We start from the raw sequence: 23,163 nt of genomic DNA on the forward strand, positions 1-23,163 counted from the left end.
AATGAGGTTAATATGATAAGCGTTGATAAAGTAATAGCTGCAAACTTACCACAATTAGAGAACTCCCCTAAAGTAAAAGGTTTAGTTAAAAAGGGGCTTGGCTACTTATTACATGAACAAGAATTTGTCGCCTTTGGCGATGCTTACCCCCATTTACAAGGACTAGAGTTTGTTGAACAAGTGCTTGATGAGCTTGACTTTGATACCCGCTACAAACCAAAACAAATTGAAAACATACCCAGCGAAGGTAAGTTAGTTATTGTGGCTAACCACCCCATTGGCTCGCTCGACGCACTTGCGCTGATAAAAGTACTTTCCAGCGTTAGGCAAGATTTAAAAGTGGTTGCCAATCGCATGCTAATGTCGGTCACCCCTATGCATTCACTGCTGTTGCCGGTAGATAATTTATCGGGAACCAGTAAAAAACAAGAATTAAGTAATATACAAAAACACTTAAAAGATGAAGGTGCGTTACTTATTTTTCCTGCGGGAGAGGTCTCGCGTTTAAGCCCTACCGGTATTAAAGATTGCAAGTGGAACAGTGGCTTTTTACGCATGGCTAAAAAAGCAAACAGCCCTATTCTACCTATTTATATAAAAGCTAAAAACAGTCCGCTTTTTTATGGCACCTCAATGATTTACAAACCACTTGCGAGCTTATTATTAGTAAAAGAAATGTTTAAGCAGCGACAAAAGTCATTAGAGTTTGAAATTGGCGCTTCCATTCCGCCTGAGTCATATTTAATCGAAAACTTAAAAGATAAAGAAATCGTTAATCTCATTCGCAAGCAACTTTACCGCCTTACCACTAAAAAGCCCCTTCCTCTTAAAACCCAAACCCCTATTGCAATACCTGAGTGCCGCAAAGAGCTTAAAAAAGCCATAGAGAGTTGTCAGTTATTAGGTAAAACACAAGATGGCATGCATATTCATTTATACCAGTACACTGGTAGCTCTCCAGTGTTTAGAGAGCTTGGACGACTGAGAGAAATTGCCTTTAGAGCGGTAGGTGAAGGCAGCGGAAAACGCCGCGACATCGACAAATATGATATGGATTATCAACACTTAGTGCTGTGGGATCCTACGCAGCTAGAATTAGTGGGTGCATATCGCCTTGCTTGTGCAAAGGAAATCATAGAGAAACATGGCCGAGAAGGCTTATACACCGATAGTTTGTTTAGTTACACACAAGCAATGAAACCGTATTTAGAGCAAGGTATAGAACTTGGCCGCAGCTTTGTGCAACCTAAATATTGGGGGCGTAAAAGCTTAGACTACTTATGGTACGGTATTGGCGCATTTATTAAAAACTACCCGCAATATCGTTACTTATTTGGCGCGGTGAGCGTTTCTAACGCCTTACCTGAACAAGCAAAAGCCATGCTTGTGCATTACTATCAACATTATTATAAATCAGAGCAACACCTCGCCACCCCCAATAACGAGTTTAAATTAAGCGAGCAACAACTCACTCAGTGTAAAACTGTTTTTAGTGGTAACGATGTAAAAGAAGACTTTGTAGAATTAAAACATGTACTGGCCAATATGGGGGCACAAGTTCCTACGCTATTTAAGCAATATACAGAGCTGTGCAAGCCTGGCGGCGTAAAATTTTTAAGCTTTAGTATCGACCCCGACTTTAACAACTGTATTGATGGGTTAGTGCTGGTAGATTTACAAAACGTAAAAGAAAATAAAGCTAAGCGCTATTTAGGTTAGGGCGTGTTGAACTTTACGGATTGAAATTTGTTCAATCTAGGGGCGATTTAATCGCGGCGCGAGGTTTGTAACCTAGTGGGCTCGATAACTGCTCCTGCGTTATTCTAATGACTTACATCCCTGTAAGAATAAGTAAAAACCGAGCAACAAAGAGTTTATCGCCCCTAGGCAGAACCCGAAGGGCAGCGCATGTTTGGCATTTATGCTGCGTTATCGCCTATTTATGGGGAATAACCACACTTCATAGGCTCTGCCTTGCCTAAAAACCAAACATACTGCTGCAAACTCAATCATTAAAGATCAACACGCCCTACTCAAACAAACAGCGAGGTGATTCTCGCTGTTTATTTTTATTGAGCGATTACTATTTATGGCTAAAAATTCGCGCTAATAAGTCTGTGTAAATGGCCTCAATTTTAAGTAAATCATCAACCGGAACATGTTCGTTTACCTGATGAATGGTACTATTTTTAACGCCACACTCAATTACTTGGGTATGCTGGTTTGCAAAAAATCGGCCATCAGAAGTACCGCCACTGGTACTTAACATGGGGTAACTCCCTGTTTGCGCATAAATGGTGTGTTCTAACTGCTGCAATAAACTCCACCCGTTTGTTGGTGCCGTATAATAGGGCTCACACGCTCGCTCCCATTCAATCTCAAGGTGCTGGGCGTATTCACTCAGCGCCGCTGATATACAGTGCTTTATTGCATTGCTTGTATAACCATGGCTATATCGCACATTAAAGGTAATTTCGCACTCGCTAGGCACTAAATTATCAACAACATTATTTATATTAATGCCGGTCACTTGCAAGGTGGTTTTAGAGCTTGGCTCATCGTCAGGCCATGTTAAATTACTTAAACAATTTACAATATTACCCGCAATATGCGCAGCATTTATAGTGTTCTGTGGGTAGGCAACATGTCCGGCCTTGCCGTGCACTTTTATACGAGAAGAAATAGCGCCTCGGCGACCATTTTTAATTGTATCGCCTACGTGTTTAGAGCTTGTCGGCTCACCAACAATACAGCCATCAAGTTGTATATTATTTTTTGCTAAACGCGCGGCTATTACCTCTGAGCCAAATTCAGCCTCTCCTTCCTCATCGGAGGTAATAAGCCAATAAAAACGCCCTTTTTTACTTTTAGTATCTTTTAATAGTGCCTTAGTAGCACCAAGCATAGCCGCCACACCGCCTTTCATATCGGCAGCGCCGCGACCATACACGGCATTATTAATAATATTGCCAGCAAAAGGCGGGCTTAGCCAGTTGCCCGACTCTGCGGGCACAACATCAATATGCCCAGAAAACGCAACACATGGCCCTTCTTGCTCAAAACTAACGTAGGCAATTAAATTAGTAACGCCTTCACAAATAAACTGCTCACAGTTAAAACCAAGCGCAGTTAACTCATTGCTAAGCCAATCTATGGCACCGCCTTGGTTAGGCGTTACAGACTCAAACCTAATAAGCGTTTGCGTATTTTTTACCACCGCGCTTAAAGGTTTACTTACACTGTTTTGCGATACTTTTGCAACAGACATAACAACACACTCAATAACCATAAGAAAGATTATTAAAGCGCGAGAATATGACCAAATAATGGCAAAGTTAATACAGTGCGATGACCGTTAAATACATAGCTGTGTCAATTAATTAAAATACTTTTTGCACTGACTTTAATCTAAATCAAGAAAAGGGTTCACATACTTCAAACATTTTTGAAACTTTGATCTAGAACAGGTTTTCAACGCTCGGAGATTGTAATAATAGCGTCAATCAAAAAGTAGTTATTGGAGCACAACATGAAAACCCAAATCAGCATTGCATTACTTACCTCTTTACTTGCTATTACCCCTGCGGCACACGCTAACCTTAGCGTTAATGTTGGCGCTATTAATGTAAATCCAGATAACAGCAGCTCGGCAATTAACGAAGCGCCAACCCTGGGTCTAAAAGGCGACTCTGACACGCAGCTAGGTATTACAATCGATTATGCATTTAACGATAAGTGGGTGGTAGAGCTTATTGCCGCTACGCCGTTTTCGCACGATGTAAATGGCGCGGGTGGGTTAGCTGGCAATAAAATTGCCGACATCAAACAGCTTCCGCCATCATTGGTTGCGCAATACCACTTTTTAGATACAAGTTACGCGCTACGCCCGTTTATTGGTGTAGGGTTAAATTACACCACCTTTTTTGACGAGCAGCCTTCTCAAGCGCTAAAAGCAACCCTAGGCACTGACGATGTTGAAGTAAAACTCGATGATTCGTTTGGCTTTATTGCACAAGTAGGCGCTAACTATAAAATCGATCAACATTGGGGGCTACATGCCATGGTGTCAATGATTGATATAGATACCGATGCCACAGTGTACGCAAACGGTGCAAAAGCCCTTACATCAACCGTTGAGCTTGACCCAGTCGTTGCCATGTTTGGTGTAAGGTACAGCTTTTAATTAAGTTTGCAGCGCCTATGTTCTATGTGTTTAAGGCCGAAAGGCCTTATTTTATGAAAATTATTTAGGAAGGTTATTCACCTTTTTTTGCTCAAGCATTTCTTTCCAGTGCATAATTTCGCTTGGCAAAATAGGCGCTACACCATCAAACTCGGCTACTTCAAGCATTTCTTCAATACTGACAATGCCTTTTTTGTTTTTAAACACACCGCGCACATACGCTATAGCGTGCAGGCCACGCGCAGAATGAAACTTTTGTTCAATGTAAAAATATTTATGATCCCACCCTACCAGCTTGGTACTAATGGTATAACGCTGCATAGGTTTAATATCGCGAATATAAGTTATGGCTGTAGCATTAACAATAGGAAACCAACGGCGCTTCATTACTTGTTTTAATAGACCAATTCGCTCAATCATCCAAGTGCGCGACAAGTCCATCATAGCCAAATAACGCGAGTTTGTTAGATGCAGGTTGATATCGCAGTCTGTTGGCAGTGCTTTGTAATCAATATCAACAGTATCAAGTAACTGTTGGTAGTCGCGGTTGTGCTTAATTTTAAAAAATAATAAAAGAAGTCTAATATATAAGTTCACGAGAAGGTCTTACCAGTATAAAGTTAACTCAGTGTAACATAGCCACTTGTTAAGGCGAATGTTCTGTTTTAATCTCAAATTATAAATATAAAAAAGTCATAGTATGAAATATAAATTAGCGACACTTTTCACAACCAGTTTATTATGCATTAGCACCAGCGCACTAGCCGATTTTACAATTAAAGGCCCAGGTACGGTAACTTACCCAACAGGTATAGAAAAAACCTTTAATTTTGGCTTTGCATGGCAGCAGCAGCTTGGTAAATTTTCGATAGGTAGCAAAAGCTACGATATGTCGCAATTACCTAACTCATACTCGGTAGCAATCACTTTAGCTAAAGATGAAAGCCAAGTGTGGGTACAAGAGTTTAATAATGGCTTTATTGAAGCGTTTGATTGGCAAATAGGTAAACATACTGTCAGTTTAAAAAAGCAGCAATTTAAAGACCCCGTAAAAGGCAATTACGTGATTGAGCTGAATGGCCGCAGTTACTTTTTTACTCGTAATAACGCAAGCATAGTGATTAATTTTGATGAAAATGGCATAGAAACTATCGCCATTGATGGGGTTACTAAAAACATGGGCACTAAGAGCTAGTGCCCAGTAAAGCGGCTATTAAACTTTAACAGTTTTGCGATTAATACCGTAATCTCGTAGTTTATTTGCCACTGCAGTGTGGCTAAGCCCTAAACGCTTAGCTAATTGTCTTGAGCTTGGGTAAGCCGGATACAATTTGCGTAGCAAGGTTGCTTCAAAACGTTTTACAGCTTGATCTAACGACCCTTCAAAATCTGACTCTAAGTAGCCTAAATCGTGGGTAAAGGTGGGCAATTGCAAATGCTCTACACGTAGCTCGCTATCATCAAGTAACGACACCGCCCGATAAATTGCATTTTCTAGCTGGCGCACATTACCTGGCCACGGGTACTCTTGTAAAAAGCGTAAGCACTCTTGTGATAAAAGCGGAATTGCATGGCCGTTTTGCTGTGCGTACTTTTGAATAAAGTGCTCGGCTAATGGACCCACATCAGCTTTACGATCTCTCAGTGGTGCAATCTCTAATGTGAGTACATTAATTCGATAGTATAGGTCTTCTCTAAATACGCCCTCTTGCACCATTGCGGGTAAATCTTTTTGTGTGGCTGCAATAATACGCACGTTTACTTTTACTTCGTTTTCGTCGCCCACTTTTCTAAATGTGCCGTCTTGTAAAAAGCGCAGCAGCTTTGTTTGTAGCTGTGTAGACATTTCGCCAACTTCATCTAAAAACACAGTACCGCCATCGGCTTGCTCTAGTACTCCGCGTTTAGGTGCGGTGTTTTCTTCATATCCGGCGTAGCCAAATAATTCAGATTCAGCCACATCATCAGGCAAAGATGCGCACGAAAGTGCAATAAACGGCTTAACCGAACGATTAGAGGCATAGTGGCACGCACGAGCAAGGAGCTCTTTACCTGTGCCTGTTTCTCCGGTTATTAAAATGGGGGCTTCTAGCTGCGACATTTTGCGTGCTTCGCGCACTACCCGGCGCATAGCGGTACTAAAGTTATGAATAGTTGCAAAGCTTTCTTGCCCGTAACGTCTAAAGGCACTGACCTGCTGACCAAGGCGGCTTTGCGATTTTATATTTATAACCGCACCAGCTAACACGTCACCTTCACCACCTTGCGGGACGGCAATCGGTAAAATATCGGCAATAAAGTCTTCACCAGCAACATCTACCCGGGTTGTTTGTCCAAGTACTTCTTTGCCTTCTAACCAACGCGTAAAGTTAAACCCTTTTAGTAGGTTATTAATATTGGCCCCGACCACTTCTTTTTCGCTCAACTGTAGGTCTTTACAGGCTGCGTCATTACACAAACGTACCCACCCTTTTGCATCAATCGAAATAACACCATCGGGAAGTGCACGCAGCAGTGTATTTAATTCGTTATGCTCTCGCTCAGAGGGTAAAAAGGCGGTTGTGCGAACATCATGTACGCCATCAATCAAACGAATGGAAGGCATAATTTTTTGAAATTGCTCAAATTCAATTTCAGGAAAGCTTACATACATACGGCAATTTACCGAATCAACCTCAATCCCTTTTAAGTCAACATCGTAGTTTACTAAAATATTTAGGATCTCTTGGGCAATACCTACACGGTCGGCACAATGAATATCTAGACGCATACATCCTCGAATAAGGAAAAACTATATTAGCCGAATAATACGCTAACTCCGTTATTCAATACAGTAAATTGTAAACAAATTTGGACAAACCACCGCCTTTATCGCTGTAAACTCACGCCTATAAACATCAAACTGTAATAACGTACAGCTTAAAACTAAAAAACGCAGCGTGTAAGCTGCGTTTTAAAAGGGGTCGTGCATATATGCTATTAATTTTGCGGGTATGGGGTCCAATCTCCGCCATCTAATTGAATATAAGGGCGCTTATTAACATACATCATTATTGTATCGGCGTTTTCGGCTACTTTAGGTGCGCGAGGCAGCGTATCAACTAGGTCGGCAATATTGCCATTACCTGCAAAAAAGTTTGTGCTAAGCACGCCACTAATTAGCTCCGATAAACCAAAGTAACTTGTTGATTCGCTTACAAGCGTTTGTGAATAGCTTTGTACATTTTTACCAATAAACTTAATCGCCACCGGAACAGATACAATACTTGGACTTGGTATCTCACGAAGCCCAGCAAACTGCACTTTATCGCCTTTTAATGCTGCGCCGTGTTCAGGTACTATCATCAGCATGACATTACGGCCACGTTTTTCTAGGTTTTTAATAAACCCGTTAATATCGTTAAATAAGTTTTTATGTCTAATTGGGTAACTTTCAAGGCTACTCATGCGGGCTTGATTCGCTAGTTGATTGCCATCATGCAAACTGGTGGTGTTGTAATACATAGCACATGGCGCGCAGTCTTCACCTTTATCATTTAACCATGAGTTTAGTACTGCCCCGTCTGAGTAAATAGGTTTGTTGTCAAACCCGTATTGAGCTACAGGTAAGTTAGTTATATCGTAAGGCTGCTCATCTATTTTACCAAACTTTTTCACCAAACCTTTAAACTCATCAAAGTGGCCGTCGTGGTTCATAACCACATTGCTTTTGTAACCTAAGTTTTCTAAATTTTTAAACAAATGACACTGCTCTGGCGCATTTTCAAATAAGGCAGTTTGGCTTGTTTGACCACAACTTGCTCGTAGCAGGCGAATTGCAGCAGGCCCAGAGTACGAAGTCGCCGAATTAAAATCAGAAAACACCACATCAAAATCGCTATATAAATCATCAAGGCTTACGCCAATGGCCTCTAGATCAGCCACGGCCATCGAGCAAATATTTAGTACTATGACATCAAATAACTCGCCATCATATTGCTGAGGGAATTGGCTTGCTAGCAAACTTTGCTGCTGATAAAACTCTTTTAATTGCTGATCAGGCGATTTTGCTTCTTGCGTTACCACTTGTGCTTGTGCACGAGGCGCCGCTGTTTGAACATTATTAGCCGCCACTGGCTGTGAAATTAAATTATCCTCGTTGTTTGTGCCCTGCCAAGCTACAAACATAAGCCCAACCACTGTTACGGTGGTAAAGCGTATCCACTGTGAGCAATACCAAAAGCACACAGTAATAACAAACAGTGCTAATAACATATCAACATTAATAACCCGCGCCATGAGCTCTAAAAAGTAGCCAAAGCTAAAGTCTTGCACGTTACCAGCTTGGCGTGTTAAACGGTCTATAGGAGGCAACCACGAATCTTTATAAAGTAAAACAATGGCCATTACCGCGCCTAACCAATGTTTGGCTTTATTTAGTAAAGGGTGCGTGTAAGAAATAGCAAAAAAAGCAGCCAGCGCAGCATTTGCTAATAAGCCAAAGTCGATTGCACCATAATAAAAAAGTGCAAACTTAACTAAAAAATAGAGGTTCCACACCCCTAAGCCTGATAATTTCACTATTTACCCTTCTTTATTCTATTTGGTTTGTAAGGTTCGAGTACTTCATGTTTAAACGTAAGCTGAGCATAGTATTTTTTTATTTTTTTCAGTATCAACGACCCCGACATACATAAAAATACGCCAACTAGCATCGCTAAAATTGCTGTAATCAATAATTGATTGATACTCATACGTTACTCTTTATGGCCATTTTAAACGGCACAGCATCTGCGCGCTCGTTTTTAGTAAACTCTGGTGTTTCTAAATCAGCTGCAACATTTGGATCTATTTTTTGCGAAAATTTATAGCTTTCATTCTCTTTTAATTGGGCAGAGTAATCGGTTATATCTTGGCCCGCATAATAACGCCTAAGCTGTTTACATTCTTGCTGAATATAAAAATGATCGGAAATAATATTTTGCTGTGCAAAAAAATCGTTTGTTTCTAATTTAAACAAGTGCTTTATCGCATTGTTAACATCATTTTCGCGACACGCATGTAAATACAAATACACGGTGTTTTCTACCAAACTGAATACGTCACCTTCTCGCTTTATATGAAATAAATGCAAAGGGTGGATTGGATCAATCCGAGGCAAAAGCTCTAATTTAACCAACACCCCGCTTACCCCTAAATTTACAGCTGAGTCGCTGTGAACTTCTACCTGTTTGGTAAATTCTATAAAAGGCAGGTAACCTTTAGAAAAGGTATTTTCGGTAAATTGAAGTACATGTTCAATAGAAGGCGGTAACGGCCTTGAAAATTGAAACCCTTGAATTGACTGAACTTGTGAGAGCAACCTTGAAGGCTCTGAAAAACTATACAAAATAAGATTAACACCTAAGGTCAAAAATAAGCATTCATCTTGATGGCGGATCACCCCATCAACGTTCTGAATTACTAATTTAAGCCAGCGACCACAGTTTTTTCTAAGCTCAAAACATTGTTTAGCAAGCAAGGCTAAATCGGTATAACGCGAGACTGCAAATACCAATGTTGCCGCCTCTAATTTAGGGCCTTTTGAAAAAAGCGCATTATTGTCTTTTATTATTTTATATTTTGCAGGAAGCTTGGTCCCTTCGGGAATAGCTCCTTGTACAATCCACACGTCGTCTTCATCTGCAAATACACCCGATGTTGAGGTTTGTTGTTCCGTAATACTATTTTGCTGCACTTTAAAGCAGCCATTTTCAATCATTAATGGATACTGTACAGAGGCGATGATACCTGTACTGTGATGCCAATAATCGTACTCTAGTACGCGCACTGTTGAATCATTTTCAACATATACCAACCCGTCGAGGTCCGAATTTAATCGCCTTAATAAAAAGCGATAGTTAGTCACCTCAGGGCCTGAAACTAAAAATAAAACGGTCGCTCCTGATTGTGTACTAAATTTTTTATAGGCCTGAACACTTTGAATCAGTTGCTTTTGATCCAATGAAGCTAAATCAGTCGTACTAAAGTGAACAATGACTAATGCATTATTTAGCTGTTTATAAGCATTTAGCTCTTTTAGGGTGTTGTTAATTATTTGTTGCTTTGGCCAGTCGCGTGTATCTGCCGAAAACCTAAACGGATGCACTTTGTGTTGGTCAAATGCATGATTTAATGCATCGCTAAAAGGGCCTTCAAAAAATGTTTCTATTTGAGAAGAAACAATATAAATATCAGAGGCTGAGGGTTTATTAATTGCATGTAATGCCAGTTCAGTAGCAAAATTGTCTAAAGGGGCTAAAATTGCATATAACGATGCAGGTTTTAGCTCTGCAGCAGAGGGCTGCAAGCCTGAAATGTTAAAGTTTTGCACTGAATTTAGCCTATAAAAAATACTTTTTTACTAGTTTTACCCGCTATTCTATATATAATAGACAAATATTGTCCACTTTAAATAAAAATAATAAACTTCACTATAAAGGCAACAATGCGTAATTTAACGACAAAAAGCTCTGAAACCTTAACATCAAATGACATTGAGAACCTTGCACGGCGTTTTGGCGGCAAAAGTGAAGATTACGTTGAAATTGTTAATAAACAAAAAAATAAACAAACAATAGAAAAATACTCATTACTGAACGAAATACACCGTGCAGTAAATGCGTAAGTAGTAATTGAAACGACAGGTAAACAACCCCTTGCAAAGAATTTTTCTAAAAGGCATTAAAGGCGGCACTGGCGCTACTTCTATGGTTGCCAACTTAGCCTGCGTATTAAAAAAATCAGGCTCTGACGTTATTGCTATAGATTTAGATTCTAAAAGCGATTTGGGCCTGCACTTTGGCCTGCCTTGGCAGTACAACCACGGCTGGAGTAACGAGCAGGACTTTGAACAAGCCCTTGAGCACTTTCATCAAGATAGTGATGGCATAGTGTTTTTACCTTTTGGCGATAAAAGTGTTAGTACCGCCGCGTTATTCGACTTTATTAACAATTGCAATAAACTGGATTATAACAATAATGCTTGGCTTCTTTTTGATTGCCCTGCACATATTGATATCACCCACTATCCGCTCGATGAGAACGACATAGTGATTGAAATAGTTAATTGTGATGCTATTTGCCACAGCTTAATTTATAAAAAACTACAAACGTTAAAACACACTGACAACCAGTGGAAACACTTCTTTTTAGTCAATCGTTATAACTCTGCATCAACACTTGAGTTTGACCTGTTTTCTTTGTGGCAATCTACCTTGCCGCTTATGGCGCCTTTTTTTATAAATAGTGATGAAGTAATTAAAGAGTCTACAGCCTATAGAAATGTAGCGCTTAATTGTGCGCCTTACAGTGTTGCTAACGATGACTTTGAAACACTTGCCGGCTGGCTTGTAAGTAAATCGGCCCTGTAGTTATGAGCTTTTCTTTACTTTATAAGCGCCCAATACACAGTACTTTGTATTTACTGTTAAGCATTATTTTTACTGAAAAACTTGTACGTTATATTTTATTTAAGTTTCATAGTTATTTTAACCAGCACAAAGTAAACGTAATAGAAGCCTTTTTAATGCCTTTTATTACGCTGATTAGTTCATTGTTTATCAATATAAAAGACCACAAAATTAACTTTGAACTTGTTTTGTATGATTACTACCCGCATCTTCGCTTGCCGTACCGCACGTTTATTTATTCAAATATTTTGCGCTTTATCATTCAAAGCGTTTATTTGTTATTTTTTAAATACAAACCTAAAAATAACTCTGTAAGGGAGCGGCTATCAAATCAGTTTTATAATGGGGTAAGTTATTCACTTAAACAGTTGCGTTGGTTTGACTTAAAGCTAGGTAGATTACTAAAGCGTTTGTTATCAAAAAACGTTAAGGGTTCTAAAAAAAGTGCTTTTAAAACCATGGCTGACGCTAAGATTTGGCAAAATAAACTAATAAAATATGTGGTTGTAGCCTTTATATTGTTTTTACTGGCTATTTTTATAACCATTCCGTTTAGCCTAGAAGCGCAAGCCGTGTTTATTAGTTTTATTTTGATAGTGGCATACGGGCTCAAGCGCGTTAAAGGGCAAATGGCCACCATTGTAATGATCACCCTATCGGTAACCACTTCATCGCGTTATTTATGGTGGCGCTACACAGAAACCCTCAATTGGGATGACCCTGTTGCGCTTACGTTAGGCGCAGGCTTGCTGCTGGCAGAAACCTATGCGTGGCTAGTGCTCATTTTAGGCTTTTTTCAAACTATAAACCCCCTAGAGCGTAAACCTGTTCCGTTGCCAGAAAACACCGACTTGTGGCCAACAGTTGATGTATACATTCCTACTTATAATGAACCATTAAGCGTTGTACAACCTACCACGCTTGCGGCGATGAGCATTGATTGGCCTGCTGATAAGCTCAACGTTTATATTCTTGATGATGGCAAACGCCCTGAGTTCAAAGAATTTGCTCAAAAAGTGGGGGTGGGTTATTTAACAAGGCCCGATAATAACCACGCTAAAGCCGGTAATATGAATAGTGCCATGCGCTACACTAACGGCGACTACATTGCTATTTTTGACTGCGACCACGTACCTGCCCGCTCATTTTTACAAATGACCATGGGGCAATTTTTAAAAGACAGCAAAGTATGTTTAGTGCAAACACCGCATCACTTTTTCTCAGCAGACCCGTTTGAGCGTAATTTAAATAACCACAGCCAAATCCCTAATGAAAACATGCTTTTTTATGGGTTGATCCAAGATGGTAATGACATGTGGGATGCCACCTTCTTTTGTGGCTCATGCGCCGTTTTAAAACGTGAAGCACTTGATAATATTGGTGGCTTTGCATTTGAAACGGTAACCGAAGATGCCCACACTGCTCTGCGTATGCAACGTGCCGGTTATAAAACCGCTTATATAAATATCCCACAAGCTGCAGGCCTTGCCACCGACAGCCTCTCTGCACATATTGGCCAGCGTATTCGTTGGGCTCGGGGTATGGCGCAAATATTTAGGCTCGATAACCCAATTTTAGGTAAAGGGCTCGATATACCACAGCGCCTGTGCTACTTAAACGCCATGCTGCACTTTTTATCGGGCATTCCGCGTATTGTATTTTTAACCGCGCCACTGGCGCTCATATACTTTAATGCTTACATTATTTATGCGCCGTTTTTAGCTATTTTTATTTATGTAGTGCCTACACTCATACAAATAAAAGCGACCAACTCACGAATTCAGGGTAAATATCGCTACTCTTTTTGGGGTGAAGTATATGAGTCTGTTCTTGCCTGGTACATATTAAAGCCGACAACCGTTGCGCTAATAAACCCTAATAAGGGTAAGTTTAACGTAACAGAAAAAGGCGGCTTAAATGATAAAGAGCATTACGATTGGGGTATATCTAAACCCTACTTGGTACTTTTACTCATAAACTTAGTTGGCATGCTTGTAGGTGTTTTACGCTTAGGCTTTGGCGATCCGAGCCAAGTGGGCGTTTTGTTAATCAGCATGGGCTGGGCAATTTATAATATTATTATTTTAGGCGCTGCGGTAGCCGTTGCTGCAGAAGCTAGGCAAGTAAGGCAGTCACACCGTATTAAGGCAAACTTTCCGGCCGGCGTGCGCTTAGCAAATGGCCATACGTTAAAAGTTAAAATAACCGATTACTCTGATAATGGAGTGGGCATTGAAACAGAGCACGCTCATTTATGCCGAGTAAACGACAAAATAGAGCTATTAATGAGCCGCGGTAATAAACAGTTTTCATTTACAACGTATGTATGTAACACCCGAAACAAACAAATAGGCTTAACGTTAAAAGATCTCTCGCTCGAAAAGCAAAAAGCATTTATACAATGTACTTTTTCAAGAGCGGATGCGTGGCTTGACTGGCAAAATAATTTTCGTCATGACCGCCCTTCATATAGCTTTAAAGAAGTACAAAAAACAAGCCTAAGAGGATTTAGCAATTTATTGTTTCATGCTCCTAAGCCATTACAACCCTTTGTAAAACTAATGACAAAAATTGTTGTATATATAAACTCTTTCACCCCTAAAAAACCAATAGTGCATTATAATTATGATTAAAAATTTGCTTAATACATTTCTAATACTGTTTTTAACATGCAGTGCTTACAAAGCATGTGCTATTGAGCCAATGCACGATAAATCTGTGTTTATAAATGGCTACCCAGAAAGCGCCAACGTGTCTAGTTTAAGATTAGACTTTGCTGCTTTAGGCTTTGATGGCTACAAGCTTGATGGCATAAACAACAACTCAAGAGTGGATTTTACCAACCGCATTGATAAATTAAGCACCGATTTACAGCTTAATTTTTCGTACACAAACTCGCCATCATTGATTGCGAACGTGTCGCATTTAAAAGTGTATTTTAATGAAAACTTAGTCACTGTACTGCCCATAAATGAGCAACTAAGTGTGGTTAAAAATACCGTTAACCATAGCCTAAAACTCAATGCTAAGTATGTACAAGACTACAACCAAGTTAGGTTTGAGCTTGTTGGTTATTATGATTTACGTTGCCAAGATTACTTTAGCCGCTCTATTTGGACCGAAATTAATAAATCGAGCAATATCACGCTCAATCAAAAGCAACTGGCAATAGATAGCCGTTTAGAATATTTACCAGAGCCCTTTTTTGATGCCAAAGATTACAATAAGTTAAGCTTACCGTTTGTGTTTGCAAAAACACCTAACACCAAAACGATTGAAGCGGCTGCGACTCTTTCAAGCTGGTTTGGCGCGCAAGCTGACTGGCGTGGTGCTGATTTTCCGGTGGTGATTAACAAATCATTAGATACGCACAGCGTGGTTTTTATTACCAACGATTCAAAGCCTGACTTTTTAAAAGACTATCCCGATGTGGAAAAGCCAACCGTTGAGATTATTTCAAACCCACTACATAGATACAGCAAAATGTTGCTGATTTTAGGGCGTGATGAAGACGATTTAAAAACCGCCGTCACGGGATTGGCCTTTGGCCATAAAGTCATGACCGGCAGAACAGCTAGCATAGAAGCAATTAACCAACTACCGCTTCGCAAGGCGTACGATGCCCCGCGCTGGTTACGCACTGATAGAGCAGTACACTTTGACGAATTAATTGATTTTGACAATCAGCTACAAGCACAAGGGCTAAATAACGGACCCGTAAAATTAAACGTGCGTTTTGCGCCAGATTTATTTACTTGGCGCGAAAAAGGCATCCCCATTACATTGCAATATCGCAGCACACCCGAGAGCGAGTCTTTGGACTCTCGGTTAAATATGTTGATTAATCAAAAGTTTATTAGTGGATATTTGTTAGATAACGACGATTCTACACTCAATACTACAAAAACATTATTGCCACTTATTGCCAATACCGATACTACACAAAACGCAGAAAACTTTTCACTGAATGGCATAAACCTAGCCACTCGGAACGAGCTAAACTTTGATTTTAGATTTAGTGTGCTGAAAAAAGGTGAGTGTGCAATAGCACCACCTGGTGGTGAGTTTGGTGTTATTGATGGTAATTCTAATATTGATGTAAGTGGTTTTGATCATTACATTGCCCTGCCAGATTTGAATGTTTTTGCGAACAGTGGCTTCCCGTACACCAAATATGCCGATTTACAGCAAACACTTGTACTAATTGACCAGCAGCCTTCTGCAAAAGCGTTAACTTTGCTGTTTAATCTTACCGGTCATTTTGGCGCAATAACGGGGTATCCAACCCACAGAATGACAGTGGCCCATTTAAATGAAAATGTTGATTTAGACGACAAAGATATTTTAGTTGTTGCAAAGCCTGGCAGCACAGCTCAGCAACTAGATGAAGATGCGCATACAAACGTACTTTTAACGAATAACCAACGTGAAATAAAGCAAGCAATTTACAACGGTGCATACGATGAGCAAGCCACAGATAAAATACAAGTAAGTGTAAAAAGTAGCGGAGATATGGCGGTAATTACAGCTTATCAATCTCCTTTTGATTCTGAGCGCTCTGTTGTATCACTTAATGCCACCACTGAAAAAGCATTTGGCTTAATTGATAAAACCCTTATGGACTCTCAAACATTAAGCCAATTAAAAGGCAGTGCTGCGGTTATAAACTCACAAGGCGTTAAAACAATAAAAACCGAAGAGCAATACTTTGTCGGTCATATTCCTGTACATACGCTGGTGTGGTTCCATTTATCTGACCATCCATTTATTTTAGCCCTGCTTTCTATATTAACGCTGTTACTAATTTCATTTATTTTATGGCGATTACTACAAGCACTCACCCATAAGCGTTTAGCTGAAGGAGATGAATAATGACATTACTTAACCGAGCATTATTAGTAGCCGCTTTTTTAAGTTTTTCTGTGTCAGCGCAAACGCAGCAGTGCGAGCCTTGGCAGGGCTGGCAAGTATTTAAAAATCACTTTATTAGTGATGAAGGCCGCGTAATAGACCTAGGTTCAAAACAAAATATTACCACCTCAGAGGGGCAATCATACGCACTATTTTTTGCGCTAGTAGCAAACGATAAAGCCGCGTTTGATAGCATTTTAGATTGGACGCAAGACCACCTCTCTGAAGGCGATTTAAGTACACGTCTGCCTGCGTGGCAATGGGGTGAAACAGGCAATGATACCTATGGGATTATAGACTCAAACCCAGCATCAGATTCTGATTTATGGATAGCATATAGTTTATCGCAAGCAGCTATTTTATGGGATGACCGCCGCTATAGTATTTTAGCTGCTGTATTAGCGCAGCGTATTATGCGAGAAGAAACCGCCTATATTTCAGGGTTAGGGCTTACTTTATTACCCGCCCCTGCTGGGTTTGAATTTGAAAATAACACCTATAAACTCAACCCTAGTTATTCACCGTTATTTATTTATCAGCAATTTAGCAAATTATACCCGCACTCACCTTGGCAGCAATTACATGAAGCGTCTGCAAAGCTTATTTTGGATACCGCTAAAAACGGAGTGAGCCCTGATTGGGTGATGTATAGCCCAGCAAAAGGTTTTTATTACGATAAAAAAGCAACCGATTTAGGCAGTTTTAACGCCATTAGGGTTTACTTATGGGCCAGCATGATGGCGAACGATGCGCCATACAAAGCACAACTAAGCGAGCAGTTTACCCCTTTTGTGGAGGCTATAAACAGCCGTGGCTATGTCCCTTTAAATACCTATGCGCGCTCTGGCAAAACCCAAAAGCGTGGCCCATTAGGCTTTAATGCTGCCCTACTGCCCATGCTAAAAGAAAATGGCGATAATTCTTTGGTTATGGCCATTCAACAAAAGTTAATGGTCGATAAATCATTCACACAAACACGCTATTACGACAGTGTATTAAACCTGTTTGGTAGTAGCGCGCTTAATAAGCGCTTTTTAATAACAGCAGACGGGACGCTCAAGCCAAAGTGGAGCACTGAATGTCGTTAAAATGGGCTGTTGTTTGTACGTTAGCAGTCAGCGCAAGTGTGCATGCTAAAACAAATAATGACATTGATACACACTCTGTTGAGTGGCTTTTAAGCCAAATCAATATTGGTGAAGTGCAAGAAAATAAAGATTTAATTGCCGATAGCTTACAAAAGTTATTGGCCATTGCCCCTAATCGAATAGAAAGCCAGTGTGCGCTTGCTCGTTTTGAGTTTGCCAATGGTAAGGCTATACAAGCAAATCAAATTTTAAGAAAAATTGACGGTAACAACACACGTACCCACCCTTGTGTAGAACAGTTACGATTAATTGCTAGATTAGAAAACGAAGACAAAGCAGATATACAACAAGCTAAATTACTTGCCCGTGCGGGACGTTACGAACAAGCGCGATTAATTTACAGCAGGCTTTTTAAAAACACCTATCCAAGCTTAGCGTTTGAGCTCGAGCACTTAAGTTGGTATGCACAAGATCAAAGCCAATGGAAAAATGTAAAAAAAGGCTACGAAAGGCTACTACGCAGTTACGAGAACATCGGCGCGGTAGATATTGCATATGCGCGCCACTTACTCAGAAATAACCCCACTGATAGCACCGCGCTAACTATTTTAAGTAAATATGGTGCCACCTCTCGCTACAGTAATGAAGTAGAAACAATCTGGTTAGGTGCTTTATCTAACATGCAATTAAATAGCGCTACAGAAAAACAATTTCAGCGCTACTTTAGCGTGTATCCGTTTAGCAGCAAAGGCGAATTACAGTATCAAGATTTCAAAAAAGATTTAAAAGCGCGACAAAAATTATTAGCTAACCCGGCCTACCAACTATGGCTTAAAGGTGAGGCGTTACTTGAAAAAAACAAGCTCGTTGCCGCAGAGCCGCTTTTACTAAAAGCGCTCAAAGGGCGCCCTAACGATGGCGCAATTATGCGCAGCCTTGGCACCCTTTATTTGCGTATGGGTAAAAATCAAACGTCTTATAATTATTTTACTAAGGCGTATTCGCATACCGCCGACTTTGCCGAGCGAGAAACGCTAAAAGACTTAGCCACCACGGCAAAGTTTTGGCTTTACATACGCCAAGCTAAAGAAGCCATTAATAATAGCCAGTTTAAAACGGCGTTGCTTAAATTAAATTTAGCCGACACACTTGAGCAAGACCCTGCTAGCGTTTTGTATAACCGCGGATTGTTACAATTTGCTCAAGGTAATTATTCACAAGCGGCCGCTATTTATCAAACCGTGTTAAAAAATGATCCGCTTAATAATGGCGCTCTAACAGGGTTATTAGAAATTGTTGAATTGGATAACAATGAGCAGTCGTTAATCAAGTTTTATAATGCTTTATCTCAGTCTCAAAAAGCTCAACTTAAACCTGTGTATGCGGCAACGTTAAGTAGCCAGCTTCGCGAAAAAGCACGCCAATATAGTGATGCAGGCGATACAGAGCTTGCTGAACAAACCTTAAAAGAGGCTATTGAACTGGCCCCTGAGCAGCCTTGGCTTTATTACGATTTAGCGTTTATTTATCAACAAAACGGGTTAACTCAAAAGGCAAAAACGTTATTTAATAATGTGCTTTGGCAGTTTCCGCTCAATCCACAGTTACGTTATAGCCATGCTTTATTTTTACGCTCAATTGATGATTATCAAGGCGCTTTAAACACCTTAGAGTATGTGCCGGTTAATGATCGAAATGACGACATAATTTCTCTTGAGCAACAGCTCAGGCTCAACGAGTCTCTTCGACAAAGCGAGCGACACTTAAATACCAAAAATAGAACCACGGCTATTTTTCATTTAAGTAATTTAGAAGCGCAAAATTTAACTCCAGTAATGAAAGCCGAACTATCGCGTAGCTGGTATCAAATAGATGAGAAAAAACACGCTCTAAAGTTAATTAATAACGCATTAAATACAGAGCCTACTTTATCACCTTATTGGCATATGCTTTACGCGCAGTGGCTATTAGAACAAAACGAGCGCCCTGCTGTAGAACAATGGTTTTCTCATTACAGCTTGCCAAATAATGCAAGTGCTGGCGAAGTAGAACAGTACGTCAATTTATACACCACGTATATTAATCAGTATTACGAAGGTGGCGAATTATTAGCAAAGCTGAACCAGCTTGATCAAAAGTACCAAAGTACACCCGCCATCACCACGGCATTAATAAATGCTAACTTAGCTCTGGGGCAACAAGAGTCAGCAATTATTGTTTATCAGCAAAAACTGAAAAACAATCAGCCAATTGAACCTCAAGCAATGCTTGCAATAGCAAAAGCTTACAGAGAATTAGGTAACGACTTTCAGGCAAAAGAAGTTACTGAGCGCGCAATAACGCAAACAGATGATCAGCAAGCCTACTTACAACGCCAAATAATGGCCTCGTTAAATGACTTTAATTACGCAGGTGATGCTTTAGTTTTAGCCAATCAATTAATTGCTAAATCACCCAATGATAAGGAGCTTAGTTACTTAGGCGCTGAAGTTGCTCGAAATTTTAATGAACAAGACCAAGCTAAGCAATGGTATTTAAAAACGCTATCAAGCGAGCAACGCCTAAACGATGAATCGTTTTACAAACAAATTGCTAACATAGATGAAAATGATGCGTGGTATATTAATGGCGCTAAACGCGAGCTTATAAATGAGCAAAGCAAAAACCAAGCATACATTGCTATTGGGGTAAACTTTAGTGGCCAAACAAGCACCGAAAGCGAGGCAACTCTTGGCGCAGGCTTAGTACCTATTGAGGCCTACTTTCCACTTTGGCAAGGCCAAGGGTTTATTAAAATAGACCCAACCACTATTAGCGCACAAACAACTCGCTTTGATGAGCAATTTGCTGGTAGCCGCTACGGCCAAGGTGCACTTTGTATATTTACCTGTGCTATTGATGAAGTAAGCCCTGAGCAAGATGGGGTCGACATAGGTATTGGATGGCAAAATGAAAATTGGCGTGTTGATGTAGGCACGACCCCACTTGGCTTTTTAATTGAAGACATAGTATGGGGTGTAAATTACGCCAACAGTATTGGCGACTTTGGTTATAGCCTAGAGCTTGAAAAACGCCCAGTAACAAGCTCCGTGCTCTCTTATGCTGGGCTTGAAGATGTAAATACCGGTGAAATTTGGGGCGGCGTGCGCTCAACAGGCCTTACCGCCAACCTATCTCATGACTTAGGTGGCGATTGGGGCTTTTGGTCAAGCGCCGACTTTACGCTCTATAAAGGGCAAAATGTTAAAGATAACCAACGCTATAGAGTAATGGGCGGGTCTTATTATCGCGTTATTAGTAATCAAGAACGCGAGTTTACCGTCGGCGCAAGTCTATTGCATTGGGCATATCAGTATAATTTAAGTGAAGAAACATGGGGCCACGGCGGTTACTATAGCCCACAAAACTACGTTGGGTTGTCGGTACCTTTAAGCTACGATGCGCGCTGGGGCGATGACTTTGTTTATCGCTTAAAAACAGGGATTTCATATTCGCAAACAAAAACCCAAGCCATTGATTTTTATCCTAACGACACTGACTTGCAGCTACAAGCCTACGATAGAGAAGCGATTACCGGGGTGGACCCTGTATTTGAGAGTGATGACAGCTCTGGCGTGTCATACAATCTTGAAGGAAGCTTTGAGTACCGTATAACGCCGCATTGGTTTTTTGGTGGTTATTTAGCCATCGATCGTGCTGACTTTTACGAACCAAACTTTGGCCAGCTCTATATTCGCTATTACTTCAACCCTGTGTACGGGACGTTAGAGTTTCCTGGCACCCCAATTATTCCCTATGCAGACTTTTAACGCAGTGCAAGGTGATATATCGCGAATGCTTCCCCTCGCACTAAGGTATATGTATACTTGAGCGCAATTGTAACTAGGATAAGGGTGTGTCTCTTACCTTGTGGTGTTACTACCATTTAGCAAATCATTATCTTAGCTACAAATAATATACAGATGGTCGAGCGTTTTAGTGCCCCATGGCACAAAACAGCTAAAGCAAAAAATTATAAGGCCATTACAACAATTCTTAAAGTTAGGAAGTAAATATGAGTTCAGCTCCAGATAGTGGTTGGTTTGGCCACCCTAAAGGACTTTCGACATTGTTCTTCACTGAGATGTGGGAACGAATGAGTTACTACGGCATGCGAGCGATGCTCGTATTGTTTATGACAGCAAGCCTACAAGAAGAAGGCCTTGCCTTTACTGTTGCATCAGCTGCTGCAATTTACGGTTTATACACAGGTGCCGTTTATTTCTTAGGCTTACCGGGTGGTTGGCTAGCGGATAGATTATTCGGTGGTCAAAAGGCTGTATGGTACGGCGGTATCATCATCATGTGTGGCCATATTATTTTGGCCGTGCCTCATGAGTATTCATTTTTTATTGGTTTGATCTTTGTTGCTACAGGTACTGGTTTGCTAAAACCAAATATCAGCGCAATGGTAGGCCAGTTATACAGCGATGCTGATGAGCGCCGTGATGGCGGTTACGCTATATACTACATGGGTATTAACTTAGGTTCTTTAATTGGTTACTACGTATGTGGTTACTTTATGGAAAACGTAGGTTGGCACTGGGCATTTGGTGCAGCTGCTGTGGGTATGGCTATTGGCTTAATCCAATATAAGCGTACGCTTAACAACCTACCAGAGCACAGTGCATTACCGGCTAACCCATTAAGCGCTAAAGGTGCATCTCGTGCATGGTTTGGTATTGCTGCTTTTGTTGTTATTGCCGCTGGTGTGACCGCTGCAGCAATGACGGGCGCAATTATTATTAACCCAACTGTTGTAGCAGGCTACACAGCTGTTGTGTTTACAATTATATTCTTTATTTATTTCGGGGTTATTTACTTTACAGGTAAATTAACAGCGGGCGAAAAACAAAGAATGTGGGCACTATTTTTAGTGTGTGTTGCCTCTGCGTGTTTTTGGTCTGGCTTTGAGCAAGCGGGTTCATCACTTAACCTATTTGCCCGTGATTACACAGATCGCCTTATTGGCACTTTTGAAATTCCGACTACGTGGTTCCAATCTTTAAACTCACTATTTATTATTGCTTTATCGCCATTTTTTGCCGCGCTTTGGATTAACTTATCTAAAAAGATGGTATCGCCTACTTACAGCGTAAAATGTGCAATGGGCTTAATTATTATGGCTTCTGGCTTTTTAGTTATGTTTATGGCCGCTCACTACGCAGCTGAAGGCTTAAAAGTAGCGCCATACTGGCTAGTAACAACCTACTTTTTACATACAGTGGGTGAGCTTTGTTTAAGCCCTGTAGCATTAAGTGCGGTAAGTAAACTTTCGCCGCGTCGTTACACAGGCCAAATGATGGGTGTATTTGTATTAACTTATTCAATTGGTAACATTATTGCTGGCTTACTGGCTGGTAACTTTGATCCAAATAACGTTGAAGAAATCCCTAACTTATACTTACAAATTGCCTTATTTAGCATTGGCGTAGGTATTGTTTTAGTGCTTATGAGCTTTAAAGCGAAAGTATGGGAAAAACAAGGCCTAGAAGAAAAAGCTGCATAATAT

15 protein-coding genes are annotated in these 23,163 nt (G+C 40.5%); 10 read left to right on the forward strand and 5 right to left on the reverse strand.

Features of this window, described 5'->3' with window-relative positions:
- Nucleotides 1-12: 12 nt before the first annotated feature.
- A complete protein-coding gene (locus OIZ54_RS09965) occupies nucleotides 13-1,719 on the forward strand; it encodes a GNAT family N-acyltransferase (protein ID WP_029774118.1) in 1,707 nt (568 codons plus the stop codon).
- Nucleotides 1,720-2,083: 364 nt separating this feature from the next.
- Here the strand turns inward: OIZ54_RS09965 and dapE are convergent, their stop codons facing one another.
- A complete protein-coding gene (gene dapE, locus OIZ54_RS09970; protein ID WP_264390328.1) occupies nucleotides 2,084-3,268 on the reverse strand; it encodes a succinyl-diaminopimelate desuccinylase in 1,185 nt (394 codons plus the stop codon).
- 261 nt (nucleotides 3,269-3,529) lie between these two features.
- Here dapE and OIZ54_RS09975 point away from each other — a divergent pair, with 261 nt between their 5' ends.
- Nucleotides 3,530-4,183: an OmpW/AlkL family protein gene (locus OIZ54_RS09975; protein ID WP_004588347.1), complete on the forward strand. Its 654-nt coding sequence runs from the start codon at nucleotides 3,530-3,532 to the stop codon at nucleotides 4,181-4,183.
- 60 nt (nucleotides 4,184-4,243) lie between these two features.
- On the opposite strand, the gene OIZ54_RS09980 is transcribed toward OIZ54_RS09975, so the two are convergent.
- On the reverse strand, nucleotides 4,244-4,780 hold the full coding sequence (locus tag OIZ54_RS09980) for a thioesterase family protein (protein ID WP_264390330.1): 537 nt from the start codon (nucleotides 4,778-4,780) through the stop codon (nucleotides 4,244-4,246).
- 103 nt (nucleotides 4,781-4,883) lie between these two features.
- On the opposite strand from OIZ54_RS09980, the gene OIZ54_RS09985 reads away from it, so the two are divergent.
- A complete protein-coding gene (locus OIZ54_RS09985; RefSeq protein ID WP_004588345.1) occupies nucleotides 4,884-5,378 on the forward strand; it encodes a hypothetical protein in 495 nt (164 codons plus the stop codon).
- An 18-nt stretch (nucleotides 5,379-5,396) separates the two neighbouring features.
- On the opposite strand, the gene tyrR is transcribed toward OIZ54_RS09985, so the two are convergent.
- The 3 genes from tyrR to bcsE form a co-directional block, all read right to left on the reverse strand.
- Nucleotides 5,397-6,953, reverse strand: coding sequence for a transcriptional regulator TyrR (tyrR, locus tag OIZ54_RS09990; protein ID WP_004588344.1), 1,557 nt, complete (start codon nucleotides 6,951-6,953; stop codon nucleotides 5,397-5,399).
- A gap of 209 nt (nucleotides 6,954-7,162) precedes the next feature.
- A complete protein-coding gene (gene bcsG / locus OIZ54_RS09995) occupies nucleotides 7,163-8,743 on the reverse strand; it encodes a cellulose biosynthesis protein BcsG (protein WP_248442850.1) in 1,581 nt (526 codons plus the stop codon).
- 169 nt (nucleotides 8,744-8,912) lie between these two features.
- Nucleotides 8,913-10,535 carry a cellulose biosynthesis protein BcsE gene (gene bcsE, locus OIZ54_RS10000; protein WP_264390334.1) on the reverse strand — a complete coding sequence of 541 codons (1,623 nt, stop codon included), beginning with the start codon at nucleotides 10,533-10,535 and terminating at the stop codon, nucleotides 8,913-8,915.
- Nucleotides 10,536-10,649: 114 nt separating this feature from the next.
- Here bcsE and bcsR point away from each other — a divergent pair, with 114 nt between their 5' ends.
- The 7 genes from bcsR (at nucleotide 10,650) to OIZ54_RS10035 (ending at nucleotide 23,160) form a co-directional block, all read left to right on the forward strand.
- Entirely contained in the window at nucleotides 10,650-10,829 is a 180-nt protein-coding gene (gene bcsR, locus OIZ54_RS10005) for a BcsR/BcsP family cellulose biosynthesis protein (protein WP_264390336.1), read from the forward strand.
- A gap of 31 nt (nucleotides 10,830-10,860) precedes the next feature.
- Nucleotides 10,861-11,574, forward strand: coding sequence for a cellulose biosynthesis protein BcsQ (bcsQ, locus tag OIZ54_RS10010; protein WP_264390338.1), 714 nt, complete (start codon nucleotides 10,861-10,863; stop codon nucleotides 11,572-11,574).
- Between the two features lie 2 nt (nucleotides 11,575-11,576).
- Nucleotides 11,577-14,246 carry a UDP-forming cellulose synthase catalytic subunit gene (bcsA, locus tag OIZ54_RS10015; RefSeq protein WP_264390340.1) on the forward strand — a complete coding sequence of 890 codons (2,670 nt, stop codon included), beginning with the start codon at nucleotides 11,577-11,579 and terminating at the stop codon, nucleotides 14,244-14,246.
- Entirely contained in the window at nucleotides 14,239-16,485 is a 2,247-nt protein-coding gene (gene bcsB, locus OIZ54_RS10020) for a cellulose biosynthesis cyclic di-GMP-binding regulatory protein BcsB (RefSeq protein WP_264390342.1), read from the forward strand. The genes bcsA and bcsB overlap by 8 nt, the downstream gene beginning before the upstream one ends.
- Entirely contained in the window at nucleotides 16,485-17,612 is a 1,128-nt protein-coding gene (bcsZ, locus tag OIZ54_RS10025; RefSeq protein ID WP_264390343.1) for a cellulose synthase complex periplasmic endoglucanase BcsZ, read from the forward strand. The genes bcsB and bcsZ overlap by 1 nt, the downstream gene beginning before the upstream one ends.
- Nucleotides 17,603-21,421: a cellulose synthase subunit BcsC-related outer membrane protein gene (locus OIZ54_RS10030; RefSeq protein ID WP_264390345.1), complete on the forward strand. Its 3,819-nt coding sequence runs from the start codon at nucleotides 17,603-17,605 to the stop codon at nucleotides 21,419-21,421. The genes bcsZ and OIZ54_RS10030 overlap by 10 nt, the downstream gene beginning before the upstream one ends.
- 245 nt (nucleotides 21,422-21,666) lie before the next feature.
- On the forward strand, nucleotides 21,667-23,160 hold the full coding sequence (locus OIZ54_RS10035; protein ID WP_024032295.1) for a peptide MFS transporter: 1,494 nt from the start codon (nucleotides 21,667-21,669) through the stop codon (nucleotides 23,158-23,160).
- Nucleotides 23,161-23,163 lie beyond the last annotated feature (3 nt).

This window comes from Pseudoalteromonas sp. A3 (assembly GCF_025942345.1).
GTDB classification, from domain to species: Bacteria; Pseudomonadota; Gammaproteobacteria; order Enterobacterales; family Alteromonadaceae; genus Pseudoalteromonas; species Pseudoalteromonas atlantica.